Raw genomic sequence first — 25,879 nt, 5'->3', positions numbered from 1 at the left:
GACAACAACTTTTTTTTATCTAACCTTAAATTAATTTTTGGGTTGAAGATGGCTCCGAAAGCTATTCCAAGATGCTTTGGCCTCACCGGTCATCCTTATATACTCTTTAACTCTGTCCTGGTCGGTCGTGGTTGCGTTGCGAATCCTGGCCACGAAGACGTGTTCCGGCAAGTCCTTAATGACTTGAGCGCCTTGATTGGCGGCCTTGAATTTTTCCCAATCTTTTTTCGTTAATAAATCGACCGTGAAGATCGGGATGCCTGGCTCTCCAGGCAAGACGTATAAAAAATCGATCGACTGTCCTGTTTCTTTGGTGGCGTATTTCCCTTCCCAGGACTCCGGGATGGCCAGGCTGCCGATATAGGGGGCTTGAAAGAAGAACGAAGTCCGGGAAAATTTCGGCTCGTTCGGCACTGTGGATAATTGCGCCGCACCAGCACCGGTTTTTTCATCTGATGGTTGGCCGAATCCGAAAAACTGCCGGCTGATCCGAGAAATAACCCCCTGTCCGGCTGATCCCTCTTCTGTTACGACTTCCTGCTCGGCCGGTGGCAAGCGATCGTCTTGTGAAACCTGGTACAACGCCAGAAACGACATAAGGTTAAGAATTACCAAGACGACATAGGCGGCGACTCTGGCGTATTTATTCTCGAGCATCATTTATTTGTATCTGATGGCGTCTAGCGGACTCAAGGAAGCGGCGCGCCTGGCCGGATAAACACCGGTCAAAAAACCCATGACGGCGCCGAAGGCGGCAATCATCAGTAAAAAAGGAACAGGAAAGCGGAATAAGGTGATGGCCGTACCGCCCATACGAGTGGCGATCGAGTTCAAAAGGAAATTCAAAGACAATCCGCCGGAGACGCCGATGGCGATACCGACCACGCCTCCCAAGAAGCCCATGACGATCGACTCGGACAAGAACATGACCTTGATATTGGTCGGCGAGCCGCCGATGGTACGCATGATACCGATCTCGTTGGTTCTTTCCATTAGGGTGACGGTCATGGTGTTGAACATACCGATAGCCGACACGACCAAAGCGATGCCGCCGAAGATAGCTAAGATGATCTGGATGCCGCTGAAGATCTTGTTGGCTTGTTCGACCGTTTTGGACAAAGCCGTCACCACGAAACCCTTCTTGATGATCGCATCTTCGGCCGCAGTCAAGAACTCGTTGCTCTCGACCTTGACTCGGGCGCTTTCGTAGGAAGTGACCGCAAATTTAGCAGTCAGCTCCGATAGCGGGACAAAGGCATAAATCGAGGAGGCATCATCGATTACGCCCGCGACTTCGTACTCTTTGCCCAAAGGCACCTCCTGGACATCGTCCGGATTAGCGCCTGGCACGAAAATCTTGAAATTGACCCGCTTGCCGAGAATAGCTTTGGGTTCCAGCTCGAAAAGTTTCAAGGCTGCTGTCGACAAGATTACTTTGTTCGCCTCTCCGTTGCCGAACAACGATCCTTCAAGCGGCACCACGCCGGCATATTTGAAGTAATTGGCGTTGACGCCGCGCACGAAGATGCTGCCCGTCAGTTCGCCGAACTTGATCAAGGAAGTGTAGCTAGTCATCGGCTCGACCTCCTGGACATGTTCCAATTTCCCGAACATCTCCAGGCTCTTCTTGTCCAGTATGACCGCTTTCGATGACGGAGCATTGACATTCAAGCTCAACAAAGCCTCGCCGAAAACGATCTTTTCCAGGATGATTCCCTGCAAACCGTAGCCCAAACCGACCAAGACGACCACGGCAGCAATACCGACGCCAATGCCAAGAATCGTCAGCCAGGTTCTGGCCGGCCTAGTTTTGAACATGCGCGTCGCTAATCGGGCTGTGTCTTGGACTCTCATATATATTGATATCTATAAGCTAATGTTCTCCTTTTTCTTCGGTCTCCAAGCCTTGTATCAGCAGCTTCTCGAAATATTGGGTCAGTCGATTGGCCATATCCTTATCGAAGCCGAGACCGCCTTGGTCGAGCGGCGCCATCAAGGATTCCAAGAATTCATCCATCTTTTTCAGTCCAGCTACGCGGTTATAAACCGTTTCCTTGAGGCGTTTCTTTTGCATAACCGTAATGGCGTGGCCGTATTCGTCCATCATGTACTTGGCCAGCTTATTGATCAGGTCCTTATCGGTGTCGAAAAAATTGTTGCGTTCCAAGCGCCGGCGATAACGGCGGATATCCTTGGACTGAGCCAGAATCTTCTCGATCTTTTCGGTCATGACCTCGGCCAACCCCGGCTTGACCCCGACGCCGCCGTCTTTGAATTCCTTGACCAGGAGCGCATTGAAATTCTCCGCATTCATCTTGCCATCGATCATCAGCTTGGAAATATCTTCCAAGCGCTGCAGCTGCTCGAAGGTGAAATCTTGAGTCAGATAATTGATGATGCTCTTCACCTTAAGCTCGCTCGGTGACAGATACGGATGAACCTTGACCAGCTGCTCCATCTCCGTAATCAGGTTCTTCTGCTGATCCACGCGGGCGATCTGCTTCTTTTCCGGGTTTGGCACGATACGTACCACTCGGCCGTCTTTGATATAAATCACGCGGTGCGCGTAGGGCAGATATTTGGCATCATGGGTAACTAGGATGATGGTCTTCTTGTCTTTCTGGTTGATCGTATTCAGCGTATCCATAACCTGTCCGGCCGAGATCGAGTCCAAATTTCCGACCGGCTCGTCGGCCAGGAGGATTTCCGGGTCGTTGACGAAAGCGCGGGCGACCGAGACTCTTTGGGTTTGGCCGCCGGACAAGGCTTCGGGCAGCTTATGGCCGTGTTTGCCCACACCGAAGCGGTCCAAAAGCTCCTGGGCGCGTTTTTTCCTGACACTGGGATGCACGCCTTTGAAAATCAGCGGCAAGGTCACGTTATCGGCGATGGTCAAAGACGGTATGAGATAAAAGGCTTGGTACATGATGCCAATGACGGAAGTCTGATAATGCACCAGCTCTTCCGCGGTGTAGGCGTAGGGGTTTTCGCCTTTGACCATGACCACCCCCTCGGTCGGCGGCAGCACGCCCAAAATAGTATAAAGCGTGGTCGATTTGCCGCAGCCGGACGGGCCGAAAAAAATGATGTACTCGCCCGGGTAGATTTCCATGCTCGTGTTATCAGCGGCACGGAATTCATTTTCCTTGCCCTTGTTATAGATCACGCTCATGTTTTTGATGCGGATTAGCGGTTCGATCATATTCTTATTTCTTTTTAAGCCAGCCGAAGGTGCCTTCGAAATTCTTGATGATCAAATCCAAGATGCTTTGCTCACGTGTAGGCGTCAACATGGTATAGTCTTCGGATTTCGCCCTATTCTTGGTCCTGTCATAACACTCGATCCAGAATTTATAGACCGTGGCTGGCTGGAACTCAGTCACCACCTGGACGTGATTGGTAATGTAATCTTCTTCTTTGGCCAAAGTGCTGGCGTCCTTGCTTGAGGCCAGGCCCTGGCCGTAAAAGAATTGGCACATCGACCCTTCGTCGGTCCGCCAGCTGATAATGGTCTGCGTCTTGTTGTCGGTGCCGGGGTAAAGCGTGGACTCGGTGTTGACCTTCGAAATGACGGGCGGCTGGATATCCTTGATGGTGGTGAAGGTGATCGGCTGGGAAACGACCTTTTCTCCCTGCTCGTTCTCTACCTTGATGACAGCTGAATAATAACTGTCGAATTTCAGGTTCTTCAGCTGGATCGAATGGGTATTGACTACGGCCGTGCTGCCTTCAAGCTTAGTGACATTAGTGCTCAAGTCGGTATACTCTACGATCGAAGAACAGGGCACGTTAGTATTGAAATCGATCGTAGCCGAATCCTCCTGGACTTTGCTGATGGTGATATTGAAAATTTCCGGCATGATCGACTTGGTCTTGAACGTGTTGTCTTCACTGACGCCTTCAAGGCCCAAGCTCGACTTGGAAGTGACCTGATAATGATAGGTCGTGGCCGGGCGCAATCCGTTGACCATGACTTCGTGGACCAGCACCATCTGATTCGGTTCGCCCTCTTTCCAGCGATAAGGGTTGGCTGCGTTCGGGGCGTACTCGCTTTCGGCGGCCAAGGCCACGATCGAGTCCGATTCCTTGTCGGTCTTCCAAGTGATCTTGGCGAAATCAGTGCCCACCTCGACTTTGGCGAAGTCGCCGGTGATGACCGGGGGTTTGGCTTTTTCCTCGGCCACCTGCTGGATTTTCGACTCGATCAAAGACAGGCTCTCTTCGCTGTCAAGCTGCTCGAGCAAATTCATGGTTTCTCTAACCACCTGGGTCTCGTCCTGGGGCGGATCCTTGTAACCGCCTCCTTCGCCGGCGCCGTTGCCCGGGCCGAGATTCTGCTCCGGCGTTTCGGTGGGCGTCTGGGTCTCTGGCGGCGTCACTGGCGTAGTCGTCTTGGTCTCAAGGTCTTTGGTCGTGAAGACAAAATCATTTGAGATATTCTGGTTGCCATTCTTATCAACGGCGATGATGCGGTAATAGTATTGCTGGGACGGATTCAGCTCCGGGATGACCAGCCGATGTTCCTTGACCAGGGCCGAATCGCGGGTAATGCCGTAATCCCGGCTGATATTGAAATTGACTAGCGAGTCAGCTTCCTTGTCGGTCTTCCAAGTGATGGTGGTTGAGGTCGGCGAAACGTCTGCCACCGCGATATCGCTGATCTGAGGCGGCGTTTTGTCTGCCAAAGCTTCATCCGCTGCCGCTGCCGCCTTGAAAAAGACCTTGCCTGGCCCGAATAACGGATATAGATAATCATAGCTAGTCCAAACAACTGCCACTAAGGCGGCGGACAGCATGATCACGTTCAATATTAATTGGCGATTCTTGGGCATTGATGATGTAGTTTATCTCGAATCGGCCGGCTCAGTCCGGCATGCTTGGTACTCAGATATTATAACACAAATATAGCAAACCGATAAAATTTACGGTTACCAGTTAAGCGCATCGAGTATGGCGGTAAAGATATTCGATCCGGTATAGGCCGATGACTCAGCCCCGAACGGGATGCCGATGCCCCAATAGATCTTTTTTGATACGTCGGCCGTGGTGGTCGGCTTAAGCAAATTGACGTTGACCGTCTGGTCGACGTTCGTAAGTGAAGTTCCGACAGGATAGTTGAAATTCTGAGTTAGCGACCATTTCTGTTGCGTAACAGCTAAAGTTCCGGTCGGAGCGCCCACCATATCGGTGCCAGAAAGATCCGTATTTATGGGCGAGTTGCCATAGTTGATTACCGTAGTAGCCCTGCTTGAAGTGCCTGTATCGTCTCCGGCAAAAAGGTTGTTGCCATAATCGATTGCCGACTCGGATACATCAAGGACCTGGCTTGCAAGGACCTCTACTCCTGGCGAGCTGGTTGCAGCATAGTTGACCCCATCATAAACCTGCAACCTAGAAAGCCAGTTATAAGGCTGCCAAGGGTTGCCCGTAGCTCCATCATCGGTCGGGATAGCGAAATGCTTGAAACCTGCCGTGCACGTATACGTGGCAGTCGTATCATTATCGTCAGTGCAATCGCTCTTGACGCAATTGCCGGTCGTAATCTGATAGCAATCGTTGTCGTTAGCTGTGCAGTTCGAACCATTAGTGGCGTTGGACATATAGATAACAGCCGTGGCACTGACTAACCCGGTGGCGCAGCCGTTCTGATCAACGATCGAGGTGTTGATTGTCGAAACAGACTTGTCACCTGCTCCCTTGCTATTCAAGGTAATATTCGTACTGCTATTCAAGACCAGGCTACCCAAGACTGGCGAGACGTTATTGATGGTATAGGTGTTCGTGCGATAATTGGCGGCCGCGGCCATGTCATGATTATCGAAGAGGAAGCCGTAGTAAGTTTTCGGTCCGGCCGGAGTCGGCGCCACGTCGGTAAAGCTGCATCTGGCGTTGGGCGAGCTGGTGGCCACGGCCGAGCAGACCGTGTTGCCTGCCCCGCCGGCGCAGCCGGAGAAGGTAGCGGTGCTGGTCGAACAGACGAACAAAGATAGGGTGTCGGCACCGCCCAAAGAGTCAGTGTCTTGCGAGACCGTGGTAATGGTAAAGCTCGAACCGGGGTTCTGATTATCTACCAGGGTCGAAACGCTGGTGAAAGTCGGGGGGTGATTGATGGCGAACGGTGAGTCATCCTCATTGCCCCAGTTGCCTTGGGAAACGGTTGAGCAACGGCCGACACCGACGCCAGCCTTCTTATCGCAGGCAAAACCGTACCAAGCCGATGATTCGCTCGAGGTGGCGGCCGTGTAGCTGCAAGTCGCCTCCTGCGTGCTGGAGGCCAAGCTTGAAATGCACCAGCTGCCGCCACCGCAGGTCGGCGGGGCATCGTTCCCAGGAGCAACGCTGTTAGTCTGACAGATTGCCAGGTAGTAGCTATCGTTGTCCGTATCTTCGCCTGTGGCAGCAAAGGCGATTTGGCCGCCGAAATTTGTCGGCGTGTTGGTAGCTGAGCCGTTATCTGAAGGGTCGACTACGAAAGTCGGAGCCGCGTTGGCGTTCGGATTGACGGTTAATTCGGCATAGCGGTCATAATGATTGAGCGGCGTTCCATTGTCCGTCATCCTGAAGCAATAAGTGGTGTTATCCACGGCATTGTTGGTGGCGAAGAAGGCGAATTCTATTTCCGTATACCTCGATTCGGCAAGCGTCGTGGTCGTGGCCTTATTTGACGGGTCCTTGACTAAGCGGCCTGGAACGAAGGTGTAACCCTCGGCATTAGCCAGCTGCTGCGTGGTGCTTGAACCATTATTGATGGTCGTGGTCGTGGACATGCGGAAGGCTAGGGTTGTCGAGGTCGGAATCGTCGCCCAGCCGCCAGGGTCGCTAGCGCAGTTGCCGGTCGTAGTCGCGTATTGTATCTGGTACTGCTGATTTGCAGCTCCGCCTCCAGTATTGGCCGCCGATAGCCTTAGGCGGGTCGTTACGTTCTTTTGGAGCGAGGTTGAAGCGGTCGGACTTCCCACATCTTCGGCTTCAAGCCAGAAAGCCGTTGTCTCGTTGCCGAAATTGGAGCGCCAACGGTAATGTTTCTGCCAGGTATCGGCAACCGGAGCCGAGAAAGTCGCATTGAAATAATCCGTACGCAGAGTCTCGGTGCCAGCATCTTGATAGACGCGCCAGTAGGTCCAGTTCGAACCGTCATAATATTCTGACAGTCTGGAATTCAAGGAAGCCGTCATCGTAAAGTCCGTATTGGCAGAGAAGGTCGTTTCCAGGTCGACCGTCACCCAGGCATTAGTCGTACCGAAACGATAAACCTGGAGATACATGTTGGATCCAACCGAAGATATCGATGACTGGCCGTTCCAAGTTGCGGTAATGGCCTGGGTGTTGGTCGAATTCTTGGTCACGAAGTAGAAGATCGGATATTGGGCTGTAACGGTCAACGGATCACGGTTGGAATTATCATCCGCAGCCACATCGCCGTAGCCTTTGGGGTCGAGATAGTAGGTAAGGTCCGTCGTTCCGGTCGGCAGACTGGGGTAGTTCCCTTTCGAGTGCCTGACTGTTTCGCTAGCCACGATCGAAACGGCAGGATAATTATTGTAAACTTCCAAAACTTTATTATCCGTACTGTTGTAGAGGCGCAGCCGGTAAGTCTTGCCAGTGAGCGCGTTATTGGTGCGCAAGGCGAAGACGAGTTCTGTATACTGGCCGTTGGCCAAGGTCTTGGCTGAGGTGAGATTCGTTCCCTCGTGCCAAGTTCCATTGACCCATGCATTGGCGTTAGCGCTAGCCTTGGCGGAGGTGACGGCATCGCCATCGTTGCCGGAGATGCCCAGACCATAAGCGATGCCGGAATTATTAGAGACATCAGCCCAAGTTCCTGGCGCATCGGTCTGGTTCTCGAATTGCAGTTTATAAACTTTGTTGCTAGCGACGTCGCCGCCGCGATTCTCAATCTGGATGCGGGCATCGAAACGCTCTCCCTTATTCAGGTTAGCCAAACTCGTCGAAGCCGCTGCGGCCGAAGAATTGGAATTGACATTGGCGCCATCATCATTCTCGAAGATATATGAGGTCTGGGCCATAATCGGACCGACACTGGTCGTAGTTGAGACCTCCGGCGTGGCCGTCGCCTTGTTACCGGCCAGATCATACGCCCAGATATTGAAGACATATTGCGTGGTGGAAGCCAGGTTGATCACTAAGCTCGTCGTCGCGCCGTTGTAATTTATGAATCCGAGATTGGCGTCGCTCTGCAAGGTATCGGCTTCGGTCGCGCCGGAAGCCCCTGCCTTGTAATAAATGCGGTATGAGGAGAAGTTTGACTCGGTCGTAGTAGCACCCAGACGCAAAGTGACGCTATTGCTGTTCTTCGAGGCGATCGTCAAAGCGCCAGGCGCCGTCGGGGCTGTCGTATCGACCTTGAAATTAGGTTGAGTGGAGTTGAATGCGACCCAATTGGAACAAGCCGTGGTTGTCGACAAAGAATCATCGCATGCGATTACCTGCCATTTGTAGCCGGTTGCGGAGTCAGGCAAGCCGGTGATATTCACCTTGTTGGAATAAGGCGTAACGCTATAATCACCAGGTGAGCTTGAGGCCACGAACCAGATCTTGGAGGCACATGAGCCATAGGCAGTGCCCCAAACGCAGGCGCCTGAAGGCAAGGCCGTACTGGTGGCAAAAGCGGAAGCATTGGCGACTAGCTGGGTGTAGAGCGTGATGACTTCACTAGTATCCGGATCTATGGCGCTTGCGCCTACATAGACTTGATTCTGGTTGGTCCAATTGCCATTGGCAATCGTGGTGCTGGCGTCGCTGCGCTGCTGCAGTAAAGCTGTCGGCGTGTTCGGTGCCGAATTTCCGGCGGTATAGGTGAAGGAGACTGCAGCATCGTTCGCGCTGAAGGCACCGGTGTTGGTGGCGACATTGAGCCAGGCCTGATTGCCGGCACTATAGAATTGATTGGCGGCTCCATTGAAGAAAACTGCTCCGTAATTGATATTCGTGCTTTGGAAAGCTGCCAGGAGCTCGATCTCATTCGGGTCCTTGTACAGCTTGACGCGGGTCCAGACTGAAGAGGTCGCTCCTTGCACGGCCGTATTGACCGCGTCAATCGTGTTCGTGGTCGAGTTTAGGATACGATATTTAGGCGTCGTCGAGGCGGCGGCGTTCCAAACGACAACCCCTCTATAATATTTATAGAAAGCGATGTCGAAAGGCATCTGAGCGAAGTTAGTCTCATTGTATAGCGTACTGGTGGAAATATTGTCTCCATTGGTGACCGTCGACCAATCAGGCGTGCCATTAGTAATATCCACCTTATAAACGTTCAGCTGGTCGCTCGCATCACGGCCGGCGAAATAAGCCAAGCCGATGCTGCCGAAGTCGGCCGAAAATTTACCCTGGACAAAGGCGCCACCCCAATTGTCTGGCGCAGTTTGCGGACTGGTCGATGCGGATCCGTAAGAGATGCTCGAGCCGTCTGCCAGGAAATTCTTAGCATTGGTATAGGTGTTGACGGCGCTATTCGAGTAATTGATGGCGCCGCGCGTATTATCTCCCGGATCGAAGAAGCTTTCGCCGACGAAATTGTTGACATTATTCTCGTTGGTCGAATGTTCGTTCCAGGTCGTCCAAGAGTTGGAATAGGTCGAGGTTCCGGTATAATAAGCGCTGCCGAGATCGACCGCGTTATCGAAAGTCGTCAGGAGGTAATTGTCAGAGCTGGGCCTTCTGGTCAGCTGACAGCCGGTCAGGACCGCTACCGGATTCGGGCCGGCGCCTTCCGCTACCCAGCCGCCCGTCGCCGACCAGGAATAAACCAAAGTGCCGTTAGCGGCATTGTTGTTCCTGACCACGAAGAACTCTCCGCTAGACAAGCTCCCCATGCACCCAGTAATCAGATTGTTGGTTGTAGCGTTGTTCTGAGCGGCTCCAAGGATGGAGGAGGTGGCAAAATTATTGGCGGCCACCCGATAGACCGTGCCCCACCACTCCTGGTTAGTGCCGTCCCAAGTCTTGACCAAGACTGCCACTTTGCCGCCGTCATCCGAACGGATCGAATCGATATGGCGGATGTTGTCTCCGGCGGCGCTGCCCAAAGTCGGGCCAGACTGTTCCGCTCCCCAGGAGATGCCGCTCCAGACCCTGTAGAATAAAACTCGTGTATTTTTGGTGTAGAAATAGACGCCCGGGGTTGAAACCGTCGGATTGGTCGTGACTGCCACTTCGGTCGAGGTGGCATAAAGGCCGGCCAAATCATAAGCCCAGATATTGAAATAATATTGGGTGTTCGGCGACAGGTTCGGAACCGTAGTCAGAGTCGCGCCATTATAATTAATGAAGTCGAGGTTGGCATCCGTCTGTTCGCTCGATGTTGCCGTAACCGGCGTCGAGGTCGAATAGAAAATCCTGTACTGGCTGAAATTAGTCTCGGATGTAGAGGAGCCGAACGCCAATGTCACTTCGGTACTGGTCTTAGAGTTGAATGTCAGGGCACCAGGGGCCGTAGGCGGGGTCGTGTCGACCTTGACGTTCGGAGTTACCGCATTAAAAATTTGCCAACTAGTACAGCTGCCGTCATCATCGCAAGCTAGGACTTGCCACTTATAGCCGCTAACGCTATCCGGAATGCCGGTAATGCTGGTCGTGGCACTGAAAGGGTTGACTGAATAATCAGCCGGCGAGCTTGATGACACGAACCAGATCTTGGAAGCGCAGGAATTATATGCCGTGCCATATGCGCAAGCGCCTACCGGGACCGTAGTTGCCGTCTTGAATGAGCTGGCATTGGGCAGAAATTCGAAATAAAGCGTCAGCACCTCGGAAGTGTCAGGATCCTTGGCTGAGCCGAAAAGCTTGATTTGGTTTTCCGGCGTCCAAGCGCCGTTGGCAATCGCGCTATTATTGCTCTGAGTTTGGCCGCCGACTGCCAGGCTGTAAGGGTAAGCATTCGTCCTGATGGCCAACTGGGACGAACTGGCCTTGTTGCCATAATCATCATACGCCCAGATCTTGAAGTAGTATTGGGTGTCGGGCAACAAACCGGTAACCAGGGTTGTAGTCGCGCCGTTATACCCGACGTTATTAAGATTGCCGTCGGCTTGCTCGCTTCCGGCTTCGGTTACGGGAGAGGACGTCGAGTAAAAAAGGCGGTACCGGTAAAAATTGGTGTCGGAGCTCGGGGCGCCGAAGCCAAGCCTGACCGAATTATGGTTCTTGCTGATTTGGGATAGATTGCCTGGATTGGCCGGGTCTATATTATCGATCAATATCAGCTTGGTTGAGGAGGTGGCTTGGTCGAACAAGCCGTCATTGATTGTCAAACGAACGCAATAGGTGGCGTTGATGTTGGGAATATCGCTCTTTGACAGCCAATCGAACAGTACGAAATTGTTTCCTAACGAAGTCACTATCCAACCGGAGGTAGTACCGACCTGGTAAGTCGCTGCCTGGTCGACCTTAGGGTCGCCATAGGTAGCGGTAGTATTGGCATCGGCCGTATCAATGGTCGCTTTGCTAGGAGAAGAAAAGTCGCAACCGACTCCGGCCACATAATCGATCTTGGCCCGCAACGTGTCGTCATTATCCGGGTCTTGCGCAGAAATGGTGAAATCTATCGCGCCTGACCCGTCAGTCTTCTGAGCCGTAGTGATGATGCTACCCGACGGCGGAGTGAAAGAGCTGGTGGTTGAAGCGACAAGCACCTGGGTCGAACTTGTCTTGTTGCCCGCTAGGTCGTAGGCCCAGATATTGAAGACATAGGTCGAACCGGCCGTCAGTGAAGTCACGGTCGTAGTAGCCGTGCCGTTGTAATTTATGTAATCGAGATCCGAATCCGAATGCTGGGTGTCCGACTCACTGACCGTGGTCGTCGCCTTCTTGTAGTAGATGCGGTATCGATCGAAATTCGCCTCAGTGGTTGAGGCTCCAAAATTCAATGTGATGCTCGTTACGCTGCGGCTGTTGAGCGTCAAGCTGCCCGGGGCGGTCGGCGCGGTCAGGTCGATTCTGAAATTGGGGTTCGGACCGTATTTATTCCAAAGCGAACAGGCGGCGCTGTCGTCGCAAGCGATGACTTGCCACTTGTACCCGTTATAATCCTGAGGCAATGCCGTAATGCTGGTCGTCGCCACAAAAGCGGAATAGCGATAGTCGCCCAGCGTCGAGGTGGCGGCCCAGACCTTGGAAGCGCAGGCAGCGAAGGTCGTGCCATAGGCGCAGGTGCTGGTCGGCCTGACCGTCGACGACCGGAAGGCGGTGCCGTCAGTAATCAATTCATAATAAAGACCTATGGATTCGTTTATATTCACGTCGGTGGCGTCGGATAGCAGCCTGATCGTTGTCTGGTTGATCCAGGCCTGATTGGCTATCGTCGTCGTGCCGGCCGCTCCAAGATATTGGATCAGGTTGTCAGGCAGATTAGGCGCGGTATTGCTGGCAGCCGTAGTCAGCACCGGATAGCTGCCGTAATCGGTCAAGATCGTTCCGTCGCTCTTGGTCATGCGGAAACAATAGTCCGATGAAGATGTGGCCGAATTATTATACAAGACCCAATCCCACTCGCCATATTCCCCTTCGTCCAAGCCTTGCGGATTAAGGCTTGTGGGGTTGTCCTCTTCATAGGTTTCGAACTTATTCGAAGTCGAAAGCAAGGCGCTGGCAGTCGAAGACCCGTCAGCTACGTTCGTATTATTATAGCTTCTCCAAGGTGAGGCGCTGGTCGTTGTTCCGACATCAGACCAGCTGACGATAGCTGAGCAATTCGACCCTAGGCCATACTGCAGCCTGAAAGATTGGCTCGAGGTCACTGCCGTCTCCGCCAGCGATCCGACATTGAGACGCAAGCGCACGACATCGGAGAGATTCACGCCGGTGGTAGTTGCCTTTTCGCCACCCCGGGCCGGTCCAGGGGCCAAGCTATTGGCATTGTCATACCAGCGCCAATCCCCTTGCCGATATTGGACCGGCGGAGCGTCATAACGATAGACGTAGCGAAGTATGCCGTTCATCTTGCCGCCAGCCGTGGCATTCGCTCCGCCATCGTTGGAATAGCAGGCGATATACCGCTGATTATTAGTGACCGACAGGCGTGAAGTCACGTCTTTATAAAACTCAGTGAAGGCGTTGACCGAGTCCGGTCGGGAGTTGTAGGCATTAGTACAGGTCGGCGTACCAGTAGAAATGTTGGCATCAATAGTCAGACCGGCGCCAGGCATGGTGCCGTTGCTGGCGGAAAGCAGGTAGCTCGCCAACAAGCCTCCCGAAATAAGGGTTTTGGAATTCGGCGCCTCGGGAGCGAAAAAGCGGGCGACCGAGGTCGTGGCGTTCTGGCTATTGCCGTTGACATTGGTCTGCCCGGCCGTAAGCGAAAGTGAAGACAGGTGCCCGAATACCTCGGTCGTATAACTATAAGTGATGACCAATTCAACAGAAGTGCCGCCGTGCGATGTGCCGATGCTGTTCTGCGTATAGACGGAAACCGCCTTGGGTGTCGTGGCATTGGCAGATTGCAGCTCAGCGTAATCGGCCGACGGTATGACGTGAATGATGTTGAATGACGGCTTGATCGAAGTTCCGGCCTGATTGTAATTATAAACCGAGCCGGCTGTTTCAGCCCGGGTACCGACCTTGGTCGAGACGGTGACCGTATTGGCTGCAGTGTTGTAATTATTAGTAATGATCCTGAACCAGGCCTTCTTGATAGAAACCACGCCAGTCGATTGGCCGTTCTCAGGGAAATACATAGTAGATGTAGCTCCCGTCTTGGTCGTTGTCAAACCGTTGTTGACGACACCTACTGGTATGACGGCGGTACGGGTTTTAGTAGCCGCCGAGGTCGATGCCACATACGTCTCGACGACTTCCCCGCCCAAAAGATAATAGGTCAGCGTAGCTCCAGGACTGGTGGCGTGATACTCAAGCTGTTGAGCAGTACTCTCGGCATATCCGTTGACATCATAAAAATAGATCACTGGCGATCCGCCCTGAGTGCCGCCCAGGGCCGACTCGTGGACATAAGTATTGCTGTCGAAATTAGTGCCCTGGATATTCACATTGGAGTTCATGTCAGCCGTACTGTTGCCATCATTCTGATTATAAGTTTGGAACCATTGGGAAAGCTTTTCGCCGAACTCTGGAATATCCATGTTATAAGCGAAAATCGGGCAAGTGCTATCGACCGTGCAGTCATCCGCCTGAACGGCCCGACGCGTACCCTGATCACCGGCCACTGTCGATTCGAGAGGATAAACTACGGTATTAGTGTAGCTATCGGTATCGTCTTCGTCATATTGGTAAGTGACTGCCAAGGTCGCCTTGGCAGCTGAAATCGAATTTATTGCCGTGCCCCTATTGATGCTATAGCCGACCTGTCCTGACAGGAGAGAGCCATTACCAGAATAAGCGGCCAGCTGGGCTTCGTTCGTCACGTCCAAAACCAACCGAACCTGGTTGCTGCCGGTTTCGTCGTAAGCCAGGACCGTGCTATCGGTCAAGGAAATGTTGCCGGTGCCCGTAAAGGCATTGGCCGTGCAAGGCTGCTGGCAAGCGTCGAAGGCCAGCTTATGGCTGGTGTAACTGCCGGCATTGTTGGCATATGACTCGAAGTGGCCCTCGAAAACCAGATAGGCGTTCTTGATCTTGGCTCCTGTCTCGGCCAGCTTGAAGTCGAAAGCCGGAAGCGTCTGGTCAGTGTCTGATTGTTGGCCGGTCGCGCCGTCGCTAGAGGAATATTGTCCGGCCAAAAAGATCACCGAATTGGCTCGCAACGGTGCAGCCTTGCCGGTAGTCAGCGTGACCTCGCTCGAGCTTGACTTGTTGCCATATTGGTCATAAGCCCAGATGGAAAAAACATAAGTCGTCAAAGGCGCAAGGTCATCGATGGTGGTCGAGGTGGCGCTGTTGTAATTCGCGTAATCCAAGTCGCCATCAAGGTCCTTGTCAAAGACCTGATCGTTTTCCGTGACACCCGACGACCCGACTTTATAATAGATCTTATACTCGCTGAAGTTGCTATCGGTCGAGGTGGCGCCGAAGGACAAGAGCGCCCCATTTCCCGCCGGACTCGTAGTAGCGGCCAATTGCCCTGGCGCGGTCGGCGCCATATTATCAATCGTGACAGTGGTGGTCGCTGGCGATGTCTGGTCATCCGACTTGTCATTGGCCGTCAGCCGCATACAATAAACGCCATCTCCTGTAGGAATGTCGGTTTTCGAGTTCCAGTCGACATTGACGGTATTGGTGCCGGAGGCCGTCAATATCCAGCCAGTAGTCGTACCGACCTGATAGGCCGAAGAATTATCGACTACAGGCGCACCGAAAGTGGCCGTCGTCGCGGCATCTATCGTCGGGTCGCCCGGCGAAGCGAAATCGCAGTTCGAGCCGGCGACGTATTCTATCTTGGCTTTGGAGGTGTCACCATCGGCATCGCTGACATTGAATGCGAAATCGACCTTGCCAGAGCCGTCGGTCTTTTGTATCGCGCTATTGATTAGTCCGGTCGGTACTGAATTCGGCGGCGTATAGGTCACCCTGATACTGATCTGGTCGATATACAGAAATCGATTCTGCGCCGCGCTGCTGCTGCCATGGACCAATACGTCCAAATTCTGGATATTTGCCCAGGTCCAAGAAGAGCTGGCGCTTGTGATATCGACATAAAAAGTCGCACCAGTGTCAGCGGTTGTCAGGGTTGTTCCGGGAATCTGTTGCGGCGTACCCGTAGCTGTGCCATTCAACAATGGACGGAGCCAGGCGCTGACCGTAGTTCGCTCGACGTACCCTTCGACGCCGATCTCGACCTGCGTGATGGTGCCGCCCAAGTCGGTGGCACTATTAGCTGTTGCCTTCAAATAGTTAGCCGAGTCATTGGCGCCGCCCTGCGGTATGTCCCTGGAGGCATAGGTGTTGTTCGTGCCATTCCAAGCATTGGCAGCATTGGTCCAGTTAACGCCGGAGCCGGCGGTCGCCAGAACGACCGAAACCGCATCTGAGGCGATCTGCCACTTGCGGGCCTCGGTGAAATTACCAATGGACAATGGACCCAAGAGATAAAATTCAGGAGAAATGTCAGGAGCGTCGAACTCATAGACTATCGATAACGAGTCGTATTGTTTCAATCTGATGTTGCGCCAGGTCATGACGCTGCCGTCGTGGCCATCGTTCGTCACATCCAGCCTGCCGCCCTGCCCAAGCGGTGAGCCGTTAAGCAGGAGTTCTTGGGAGACTATCTTGAATGGTCCGGGCACGACTTCGGAAATGTCTCCGGCATAATCCTCGTTCGCCCGGATATTGATCCGCATCTTGTAGTCGGCCAAGGGGTATATTCTGGTCGGGCCGACGCGCTCGACATCGAACGGCACAGCATCACGCACTTCGAAAGAGTCGGTGATTTCCTTGTTGCCGTTAGGCGTGCGGGCGATCAGCTTTAACTGATAAACTCCTGCCCCACCTACGCCGTAGTGAGCGAAGTAATCAGGGGTATCGATTACGTTATTCGGCCCGCAGGCGCTGTTGCGCACCACTAGGTCGTTTCCGGTATTGAGATAAGCGACGCCGCCGTCAGGCGCCGTAACTTCCAAGAACAGGTCGGCATCGCAGATGGTGTTGCCGAAGTCATCCAAAGCTGCCATCTGCAGGAAAGCCGTTTCACCAGGAACATAAACGGACTTGCTGGCATTTATCGCCAAGACGCCCCAGCTGAAATCCTGCGTTTGGACGTATGACTTGTCGCCATCACTGATTTTCAATTCGATTGAATACTTTCCGGGCCGGACATAACGCATCTGATTTTTGAGCCTGATCCTGAATTCTCCGTCTGCCAGATAGTCGAGGCTCGTTTCTACAGGGGTCCGTTTTCCGCCGGCATCGATTATTGCAGCCTCGATCTCGATCCCGCCATATTGGTCCCAAAAAGTTCCCAGGACTTCGGAGATGGTTTTGCCGATAAAGCCCTGCTTGCGCTGATATAGGAAATTGAATTCCGGATTGTCGGCTGTTTTGAAATTATCTTTTCCCGAAATCAGGTCCAAGGTGAATTCATCGCTATTCTTGGCTGCCGCTTCATCATCTTGGCCAGGGTCGCTCTTGATCGACGCTTTATCCGTGCCGTCATAATCGACTTCGAGCCAAGCACCATCAATGAAGGCCTCGACCGTACGCTGCTCATCCCCGGTGCGGGCTTCGAGATAACTGACCTTGATACGCAGCTTTCCAAGCTTTTCCCAAGACTCGAAAATTGGCAGTCCGAATAGGAAATAGCCGTTATTGCTCTGATTCGACAGCTGGTCTCCAAGGTCAAGAAGGCCCATCTCCTCCCAGTTTTCATCAAGCGTATAATAAATCTTCAACCTGTCCTCTTCCACGCTGCTTTGGGCAGCCAACGAAAGCCGCAGTTGGACATTGGCGATCGTGCTCGAACTGAAGCCGTCCGGAAGGCTGAAATCTTTGAGAATCATGTCGTGCGCTGCGTACGCCATCGCTGGAGGAGTCGCATCAGGCGTAGAGGTTGCGGCCACACCCGGAACTGTCACCTCTTCCACATCTTGGGCGCTTGCAGTATCGAGTTTGGAAAAATTAGCAGCCAGGGCCGTAACACTGACTCCGGCATCCTCTAAGCCGCTGAAAAAATCGGGAAGCAAACTGCCGAAGAAACCCTTGATCAGGCGGGATAATGGTTCGGCCGATGCGGGTGGCTCAACCGCGGATTCGACCTGTTCAGTCGGCAACGCCGCTTCCGGTTCCGATATTTCTTCCCCTGTCTTCTCTTTTTCCAATGAAGGGGCCTCGGTTTCTGATGCAGGCTGTTGGCCTCCATCTGGCGCAGCCTCGGGCTCCGCACTCGGAACCTCCTGAGGTTCGGCCGATTCAACGGGTGCGCTCGAGGTGGGCACCGGCGTGTCGACTGAACTTCCTAACCCGGTCATCGAGCTCATAATCAAGGCCGAGTTGTCCTGATTATACTCGCCCAAATCGGCATTCTCTGAAAGATCGTTGACGAAAGCATTGCCGATCTTTTTCCAAGCGAGCCCCGACTGATCATCGACGGGATCGAACGAACCAGGAAAAATATTCAACCTGCTGGTTTGGCCGGTTTGGTTTTGAGCCTCGGCAGGTCTGGAAGCAACTTGAAACAAGCAAAAAGAAGCTGATATTAATACAAATACAACTAAAATCCTAAACAATAGGTTTTTGTTTTTTTCGAACGTGACAAGCATAGGAAAATGGCGTTGGAAACTATGTTTTGTGCTGGTTTTTACATTTAAAAATTAGTTGCATACACTTTGCCCAGCATACATATTATACCAGATTTTGGCCCGTCGGCTCAAGCTCTATCGGTTGAGTATTTCAACGGATAGAGAGCCGTTCGGCTCCGTCAGACTTGGCATGAGAGCATGCGATAAAAACACTTTTATTAGCCAAATATTTATACGAATAAATAACTATGCACCCATCCGCAAATAGAAACCAAACAAAAACTAAATCGCAGCTCAAATAAAAAGCGACCGGCTTGGGCCGGTCGCTTGAAAAACTATCTGCTTGTGGATAACAATTCTGCTATTTTTTCTTTTTGGAGACGATAATTTCTTTTTCGATGTCTTCGATTTCCTTATTAAGGAATTCTTCTGAAATATCTAAGGCCTCCTTGATTTTTTCCTTGATTCTCCGCTCCGACTCAGACAAACCAGCCTTTTTATCGGCATAGATGATCAGCTCATCCACTTCTTCTTGCAAGGCCAAGAAAATGTCATTGACCTTTTTCTGCGCCTCCAAAGTTTCGTCCAAGATCTTGGCTTTCTCTGCTCGGAAATTCTTCTTCAGGATGATGATGTATAGAACCAGCAAGATGATCAGGAAAGCCAGCAAGATGATGATATACAAGCCGTAGGCGGTAATATAATCCACGGCGACAACGGAGAGCGGCTGCTTCGAGCCGTTAAGGCTCTCCGCACCACGATCATCCGTGACTTTGGCCCAGACTTCATAATTGCCTTTGGCCAGCTTGCCGGAGTGGAAATAATTCCAATCACCATTCTCATCGGCTTTGATGTCATTCTTTACAGGATCGCCCCCATTGCTGCTGATAAAGACGCTGATAGTCGAATTAGGGTAGAATGAAGCGCCGCGGACTATCAGGTCGTCCCGAGTCTTTATTTCTTTCGGCATGTCCGTTATCATCGGCGCCTTGAGCGGCTCGACTACGAAAGTGATGGAAGAGGTGGCCATGTTGCCGGCCTTGTCATAAGAATTGACCGATGCCGTATAGCGGCCAGGGAGAAGCTTCTCCATCTGATACGGCGAAAGGATATAGTCGCGCGGCTCTAGGTCCTTGTCAGTGTTATTGAATCCCAACTTATACTTGCTCAGGCCGGAAGTGATATCATTCGACGATACGCGCAAGAGTACGCTCGGGTTGGTCGCGTCTCCGCCGTTGTCAATCTCCAATCGCGGAGTGGTGGGCGGCGTCTTGTCGACCAAGATCTTGCGATGGGCTGTCGGGCCCCAGCCGACGCTATTCTGCAGCTTGATATGGAAATAATGCTTGCCGTCGGCCAGTTTTTCATAGGTCTTGGTCTGGATTACGCCATCAGATGTATTGGCCAGAGTTGAGCTCGGACTTTCGGTGAGCAGCAGGCTGGCGCCGGTGATGCTAGGCAGTATTTTCCAATCCAAGGCAACCTTGTCAACCGGATACCAATCCTCTTGGTTGGGATGCGAGGTTGAAGTGATTTCCGGAGCCGGTGGCAACAAGCCCTTGGAAGAACTGGTTTCGGTCTGGCTATCGTTTGCCGGCTTGGGCTTGGTGTTCGTATCCTTGGTCGTGCTATTGCCCGTACTGTCGCTTGGCACAACTTTCGGCTTATCTATGACCTCGGGCTTCTTTTCGGCGATGGTGTAAGAGCCGGAGTTAGCACCGCCATAGACATTCTTGCCCTCTGGTCCGTATTCGGTAATCATGCCCCCGGAAAAACTGACCTGGGCCTGGCCCTGTTTCAAGGCGGTGAAACTGATTGAAAAAACCTTACCGGAACTGCCTTTATACGGCGAGGTGGCGCCGCCACCAAAATTAATAGTACCCTTTGTATTGGAATATGAAGGTTTGGCGGTCCAAAGTTCAAAAATAGAGCCTGACTGGCTGATGGTGTTCACTTTCAAAGTGTCCTTGTCGAAAGCGAGTGTGGCTTCGGCCGCATTGATACTTAAGCCGCCGCTATTGATATAAACGCCGACTGAAAACGTCGCTCCGACATTATAACTGCCCTTGCTTGGCGAAAGAAGGAGGGTGGCTCCGGCTGCCTGAGTCGGCTGTCCTCCAGAAAACAAAAAGCTCAGCACCAGGACCTGAGTCAGAATCAAATGCCAAACTCTTTTTGTTCTGATATTAACCATAATATATCAATCTAATTTCAAGCTTTTAAGCTGACTTGGATATTCTTCTTGCCCCGCTGCAGCCTGAGCATCGGAAGAATGATTACCAGAACGCCTTTTTCTTCGTAAGCCTCGATCAATTCGGGATTTATTTCCTGAGGCAAAATAATCTGGCGATAGAACTCTCCCCACTGGCATTCCTGATGATGTGGCACGATCTTGGACTCACCGGCCTTGAGCTGATCTATCGGCGACTCCTTCTTCCCTTGGATAATCAGGACGTCGTTCTCTTCACCGACCGAAAGCTCGATGTTCTTGATATCGACTCCGGCGATCGAGCCTAAGATTACATACTTCTCAGGCGTTTCGTATATATCGACATCAAGCTGGGCGTAGCTGGTCCCGCTGCTCAGAGTTTCCTTTTTTGCTTCGCCATTTTCAACCTCTTTCAGCTTGCCCTCTTCCAATACGTCGACTTTGCGTTTTAATTTATCCAGGAAAGACATACATTTTGCTGGGTGCGGCGGACTTTGTCGACCGCGCCTTATTAGACAAAATTAATTTCACGAAATTATTATATTAATTATAGCACGAACGTCGTTTTGGACAAAATTCAGAACGGCGAACTAAACTCATCTCGGGCAGGCATATCTTATCCGGTCCAATTATACAGCATGATACTGAAATCAATCAGGTTCACTTTGCCATCCTTGTTTTGGTCGGCGCATGCGTTGCTTGAACCCCAATAGTAAAGCAGGATCGAAAAATCGATCAAGTTAACCTTGCCATCCTTGTTGAGATCAGCGCCAGCACAGACGCCTGCGCTGACCGACTCACCTAGTCCAACCGGTACTATTTGGCTGAAGTCGCTGTAACCCACGACCTTGATCATGGTTCTGCCACGAACATTGTAAGCTCCTTTGGCCAAGGCTTTCGTGTCGACCGCCAGGCTCCACTTGCCGTTACTGCCGATCGTTCCCTGCTGTTTTACAATATCCTTGGCCGTCACACCCGTCTTGACCGGCTCGATCCATAGCTCGATAGTAGCATCTGGCACCGACTGACCCACGACATTCAAAGTCTCGCCTAATGCCAGATTTGATTTGGCGATAGCCATGGTCGGCGGCACTATTATGGAATTCAAGACCGTTTTGGAATCCTGCTTGATCCAAAACGTATTAGTGTAGTTGCGAGAACGGCGATTTTCCGTATCCGTATAATAAATACCGAATGAATACATGCCTTCGGTCAAGTCTTTGACACCGAAGGAAAATTTAGCGGCGGCGTCAGCCCCGGCCCTGGTCAGCTCCTTGCCATCTTTCAATAAGACCAGACTGCTGTTCGGACTGGACCAGCCCGATAGCGATAAGTCAGGGTTCTCCGGCTTGGGCGGATACGGTTCGGTCGCAACCGGCGATGGACCGCCTGGTCCGCCGCCAGCGCCGCCAGCTCCTCCGCCGCCAGCGCCGCCGCTGCTGCCTGGACCGACACCCGAACCTGTACCGCCTCCTGTACCGCCACCCCCGCCGCCGGAGCCGCTGCCCGACCCTGTGCCCGAACCCGTACCGCCTCCTGTCCCGCCTCCCGTACCGCCGGAGCCGCCATTAGCGTTTGCAACGGAAAAGGTTATGAGATAATCATCCACATCGTTGACGCCGAAAGAGTCGCGGCAACGGACGTAGTAATAGTAATAATTGCCATCGGACAAACCGCCGATGATAGTCGAATGGAACTTTGCGCCCGTGCTTGTAAAAATGCCTGTCATGCTCGCATAAGGCGTATTCGAAGCGATCGAATATCTGCAAGTGCCATCATAATTAGTATTCAATGACAAGATCGTCTGCAGTGTGCCGCCGACCAGGATGCCGGTCGGTGCGCCATTGCTCCTGATTTTCGCCTGGTTGGCCGATACCGATATCGGTGTGATAACCGCGATCATGGCATCGGCGGCGTCGAGCGGCGTTCCCAAATCATCGAACGTTGCGACGTGAACCTGGTAAGATCCGATCGATCCAGGATTCTGTATCAACGTGTCTCCGGTTGACCCATAAACGGCCGTAATGCCTAGTCTGACACGCACGAATTTACCCATACCGATGCCTTCGGAAGAGTTCAGATCCAGAGTGATGCTGCCATTTGCTCCTGTCACGACGCTGGCACCATCATCAATGGCGCTGCTTGCTGCTGCCAACTCACGCTCCGCATATGGACCGCCAGGATTGTCGGCGACAGCCAAATCGACATCAGTATGATCGAAACCCGGCTGGATATCGAACTGTCCGCTAGCCGGAGTGATTATGATCCTGCCGCCAGGAGGGATGGAATTAACTAAAGAGAACCTGATTTCATGAGAAGTGCTGGCTCCGGGCCAAGACCGGGAAATCTTATCACTGACAAAAGCCAAGCGTGAGGCGTCGGCCGAGTAGGCAGCGATAAATAAAAAAAATAGCGAGGCCAACAGCGCCGCTTTGCCGAACGATATGATTGTGCCGATCTTGGGCATACTCACAGCTTTAAATATCTGACGTTATCAGGCTTTTTCTCCTCATCCAATCTCCTGCGGTGGTAGTCGAGATAATAATTGAGCATTATCAAAAGAAACAGGAGCAACACGAAAAGCGCCAAAACCATATTGCTCCGCTGGAGCTCCTTTTCATACTTGCTTACCAACCTTTCCCTCTCGGAAATATTCTTTTCCTTTTCTTTGAGCTGGGCCGCGACTTTGTTATACGGATTCTCTTCGACGCTCATCGAGACATTGGTCGCCGCATCGGCCACATTGATCCGGCACATGCTACCGAGCAGCAAGGCAACGCAAAAGATGGTGGCAGAGGCGGCTCGCGCCGTTCTTGCCGCCTGGCCAGGAAAGACCCCTTCCTGCAACGGGCGAAGCGAATCATCAATTGTCAAATACTCAAGATTAATCATTCCTCCTTGATTAAGATAATCACTTTACACAACGGAAACCGATGCCGGCACCGGCAAAAGACGGCGAAGAAACCATATAGGACGAGTTTATACCGGCCTCCATCTTGTTGTCCCAATATCCTCCGCGAGCAATCCCGCGGGTGCCGCTATTCTTGATATAAAGATAATCCTCATCATAATTAGGGTCCGCGGCCTCCGCTGTCTCGGTCGGCAACGAATTCTCGTCCACGCCGGAAACGAAACCTTGTTTGGGTAAAACCCGGTTATCATACTCGCCATTATAGATTGTCCCTTGGACCCACTCCCAGACATTGCCGACCATGTCATTAGCTCCAGCGGCGGATATGCATTTGCTGCCATACCCGGCCTGCCCTGGCTGACTGCCCCAGTTGCTGTTCACGTTGCAATCGTCCGGGCCCCAACCGATTTCCGGATCGGGCGTGCCCATGGCTGACTGGAACCATTCCCTATTTGTCGGCAAACGCTTGCCCGCTTTGGCGCAAGCCGAAGCGGCTTGGTTCTGAGAGATATTACGCCAAGGCAAAGCGCCTTTGACCGAGGCCGCTTTGCAGTTGACGTTGTCCAGGTTGTTCCTGGTTTCGGTTTGCGTTGCTGGACTGGCATGGGGACAATCCGGTCCGGCCGAAGCCTCATATTTATCGATACAGAAACTGCCGCCGGCCGAGAGTACTTGGACCATATTCTCCGGACAAGGACCGTTTCCCTGCCCGTCGCCAGCGTTCATGAAATTGTCGGCCGCCTTAATGCCTACCGTCGTCAAAACGATCGACGACACGACCACGACAAGCTCCCTGGTTCCTAACCAGGATGAACGCGGCTTTGATTTTAGATTTATTGTCCGGTCCATGGATCCAAGGCTCGAGGCCGGTTAAAAGTGCCGACTGGCTTATTGGAAATTTTTGCCCAAAGTAACGACTATCTTGCCGCTGGTGGCCGGGTCCTCAGTCATCTTGCTGTCACCGCCGACCAATTGGTCAATCGCCTCGGCATTATCAGTGACGTCTGAGCTATATGAGATTTCGGTAACGGCGAAATTGAAATTGGCGGCATTGCCTTTTGAGGCGACGATATAACCGGCTTCTTCCAAGATTTTGGCCGCTTTGCTGCTGACCCCGGTAACGCCGCTGCCATTCAGGATAGACAGCTTGACTTCCTTCTTGTCCAGAGCCTTAGGCAAGGTCTCGGTCGAGGTGGCAGCAGTCGAAGTCGCCACGGAATCAGTGGACGTAGCGACCGCTTCGGTCGAAGTCGCGATTGAGTCAGTGGAAGTGGCAGTCGTTGAGGCTGTCTCATCGATAGCTTCTACTGCCGGAGCGGATGTCGCATTCTCGTTATTGACCACGGTTACGCCAGCGCTTTTAGGCGCATTGTCTTCAGCGGTCTTGGTTGATGACTTCTTATACTGGCTGTAGAAGAAGGCAGCAGCCACCACGATCAGGGCGACCACGATAAAAATCAAGACGTTCTTTAAGAAACTCCAATTCATAGGTTTGGTTGTTTTATTATTTAAATTATTGGTATTAGCATCGCGCAGATTGACAACCACGCCGTCCATCTTGCCAGCCGGCGTTTTGGCTGTCGGCAAGGAGCGGGCCTCGGTCTGAGGCAATGTGCGGCCTAAGCGGCCAGCGACCGCTTCGGCTTCCATCCTGGCCTTGCCGATGCTCTTCCTGATGAACCTCCTGATAAGGAAGATTGTCATCATGACTATGAAAAGCAGACTGCCAGCGACGGCCAAGGTCGGCTTCAGATTGACGACCCAGAAATTTATTTTCCTGACTTCCGATTGCTTGCCTTCTTCGCCATAACTCAGAAACAGCTCAGCCTTCATGCGTCCGGCATCCCAGATGCTGCTCTCGCCTTTCCAGTTGAATTCCCATTTCTTTTCGCTATCTGGCAGGACATTGCCGAATTCAGATTTCTTATTGATCGCGATGACACCGCGAGTCTGGCCGAACATATTAGTGATCTTAACCTCGCCCTCGGGCCGCAGATGCACATTGCCTTTGTTGATGAAACGGACAGTGAAGTCAGCCTCGGTCTTTTTGGAAAAACCTTTGCTGGTCGAAAACTCCCGGACGTCGCCTTTTTCTACCACCTCACCGGCTACCCGCACCAAAAGGAGCGAAGCCAGCTTGGAAGAAATCTTGACCACGCTGCCAGCGGTATTATCAATCGGCTTGTTGCCCACCAGGATGGCGGCATAATGCCCGCCGGGGTCGGCGGTCTGGGGCAGCATGACCTTGAAGGGTATATCCTGACTGCTGAAAGCGCCGATATCGATAGGTTCTGAGGTGATTTCCAGCCACTGGCTTAAAGTATAGCCCTTGCCGGCAGCATCGGGCTCGTTTTTGACGAACTCCACCCCGCCGGATTCACCGGACTTGAAATCGGCGACCTGCGTATAGACCGTAACCGGATAGGCATTATTGTTGACTACTTTGACTACGCTTGACCAGACCTCGCCAGGCTTCATATTCACCTTGAACAGCGGCGGGGTAATGGACAGGATCATCGAGCTGTCCTGCGCTGAAGCATAGCCTGCCGAAAAGCTGCCGAAAATCGCGGCCAAGGCCAATGATGCGATTATTCTTTTGATCTTGCTGCTTGATTTCAT

The 25,879-nt window shown here is 52.4% G+C and carries 11 protein-coding genes; all 11 read right to left on the bottom strand.

Translation table 11 applies throughout. The features are described 5' to 3' along the window. Positions 1 to 30: 30 nt before the first annotated feature. Positions 31 to 660, bottom strand: a complete 630-nt coding sequence (locus HGA34_02615) for a hypothetical protein (GenBank protein ID NTW22419.1) — start codon at positions 658 to 660, stop codon at positions 31 to 33. Beyond that, complete coding sequence (locus HGA34_02610; protein ID NTW22418.1) at positions 661 to 1,818, bottom strand: ABC transporter permease; 1,158 nt, start codon at positions 1,816 to 1,818, stop codon at positions 661 to 663. A gap of 55 nt (positions 1,819 to 1,873) precedes the next feature. Beyond that, positions 1,874 to 3,202, bottom strand: a complete 1,329-nt coding sequence (locus HGA34_02605) for an ABC transporter ATP-binding protein (protein NTW22417.1) — start codon at positions 3,200 to 3,202, stop codon at positions 1,874 to 1,876. A gap of 4 nt (positions 3,203 to 3,206) precedes the next feature. Continuing rightward, on the bottom strand, positions 3,207 to 4,832 hold the full coding sequence (locus HGA34_02600; protein ID NTW22416.1) for a hypothetical protein: 1,626 nt from the start codon (positions 4,830 to 4,832) through the stop codon (positions 3,207 to 3,209). Between the two features lie 96 nt (positions 4,833 to 4,928). Further along, the gene (locus HGA34_02595; protein NTW22415.1) at positions 4,929 to 18,020 is read right to left on the bottom strand and encodes a hypothetical protein; all 13,092 of its coding nucleotides are present in this window, start codon (positions 18,018 to 18,020) and stop codon (positions 4,929 to 4,931) included. A gap of 481 nt (positions 18,021 to 18,501) precedes the next feature. Next, positions 18,502 to 20,334: a hypothetical protein gene (locus HGA34_02590; GenBank protein ID NTW22414.1), complete on the bottom strand. Its 1,833-nt coding sequence runs from the start codon at positions 20,332 to 20,334 to the stop codon at positions 18,502 to 18,504. 17 nt (positions 20,335 to 20,351) lie between these two features. Continuing rightward, positions 20,352 to 20,819: an Hsp20/alpha crystallin family protein gene (locus tag HGA34_02585; GenBank protein ID NTW22413.1), complete on the bottom strand. Its 468-nt coding sequence runs from the start codon at positions 20,817 to 20,819 to the stop codon at positions 20,352 to 20,354. 146 nt (positions 20,820 to 20,965) lie between these two features. After that, complete coding sequence (locus HGA34_02580; protein ID NTW22412.1) at positions 20,966 to 22,816, bottom strand: hypothetical protein; 1,851 nt, start codon at positions 22,814 to 22,816, stop codon at positions 20,966 to 20,968. A gap of 2 nt (positions 22,817 to 22,818) precedes the next feature. Continuing rightward, complete coding sequence (locus HGA34_02575) at positions 22,819 to 23,241, bottom strand: hypothetical protein (protein NTW22411.1); 423 nt, start codon at positions 23,239 to 23,241, stop codon at positions 22,819 to 22,821. 19 nt (positions 23,242 to 23,260) lie between these two features. After that, complete coding sequence (locus HGA34_02570) at positions 23,261 to 24,109, bottom strand: formylglycine-generating enzyme family protein (protein NTW22410.1); 849 nt, start codon at positions 24,107 to 24,109, stop codon at positions 23,261 to 23,263. A gap of 39 nt (positions 24,110 to 24,148) precedes the next feature. Beyond that, entirely contained in the window at positions 24,149 to 25,879 is a 1,731-nt protein-coding gene (locus HGA34_02565; GenBank protein NTW22409.1) for a DUF916 domain-containing protein, read from the bottom strand.

This window comes from Candidatus Falkowbacteria bacterium (genome assembly GCA_013336275.1).
In the GTDB taxonomy this organism is placed as follows: Bacteria; Patescibacteriota; Patescibacteriia; order Patescibacteriales; family GWE2-39-37; genus JAAXUA01.
This window is presented reverse-complemented; position numbering and strand designations above follow the sequence as displayed.

What these genes read in the sequence shown, in the direction of transcription:
- HGA34_02575 (NTW22411.1), bottom strand. Translation starts at nt 23,241, where the DNA reads ATGATTAATCTTGAGTATTTGACAATTGATGATTCGCTTCGCCCGTTG.
- HGA34_02570 (NTW22410.1), bottom strand. Translation starts at nt 24,109, where the DNA reads ATGGACCGGACAATAAATCTAAAATCAAAGCCGCGTTCATCCTGGTTA.
- HGA34_02600 (NTW22416.1), bottom strand. Translation starts at nt 4,832, where the DNA reads ATGCCCAAGAATCGCCAATTAATATTGAACGTGATCATGCTGTCCGCC.
- HGA34_02610 (NTW22418.1), bottom strand. Translation starts at nt 1,818, where the DNA reads ATGTTCAAAACTAGGCCGGCCAGAACCTGGCTGACGATTCTTGGCATT.
- HGA34_02605 (NTW22417.1), bottom strand. Translation starts at nt 3,202, where the DNA reads ATGATCGAACCGCTAATCCGCATCAAAAACATGAGCGTGATCTATAAC.
- HGA34_02565 (NTW22409.1), bottom strand. Translation starts at nt 25,879, where the DNA reads ATGAAATCAAGCAGCAAGATCAAAAGAATAATCGCATCATTGGCCTTG.
- HGA34_02590 (NTW22414.1), bottom strand. Translation starts at nt 20,334, where the DNA reads ATGGTTAATATCAGAACAAAAAGAGTTTGGCATTTGATTCTGACTCAG.
- HGA34_02580 (NTW22412.1), bottom strand. Translation starts at nt 22,816, where the DNA reads ATGCCCAAGATCGGCACAATCATATCGTTCGGCAAAGCGGCGCTGTTG.
- HGA34_02585 (NTW22413.1), bottom strand. Translation starts at nt 20,819, where the DNA reads ATGTCTTTCCTGGATAAATTAAAACGCAAAGTCGACGTATTGGAAGAG.
- HGA34_02615 (NTW22419.1), bottom strand. Translation starts at nt 660, where the DNA reads ATGATGCTCGAGAATAAATACGCCAGAGTCGCCGCCTATGTCGTCTTG.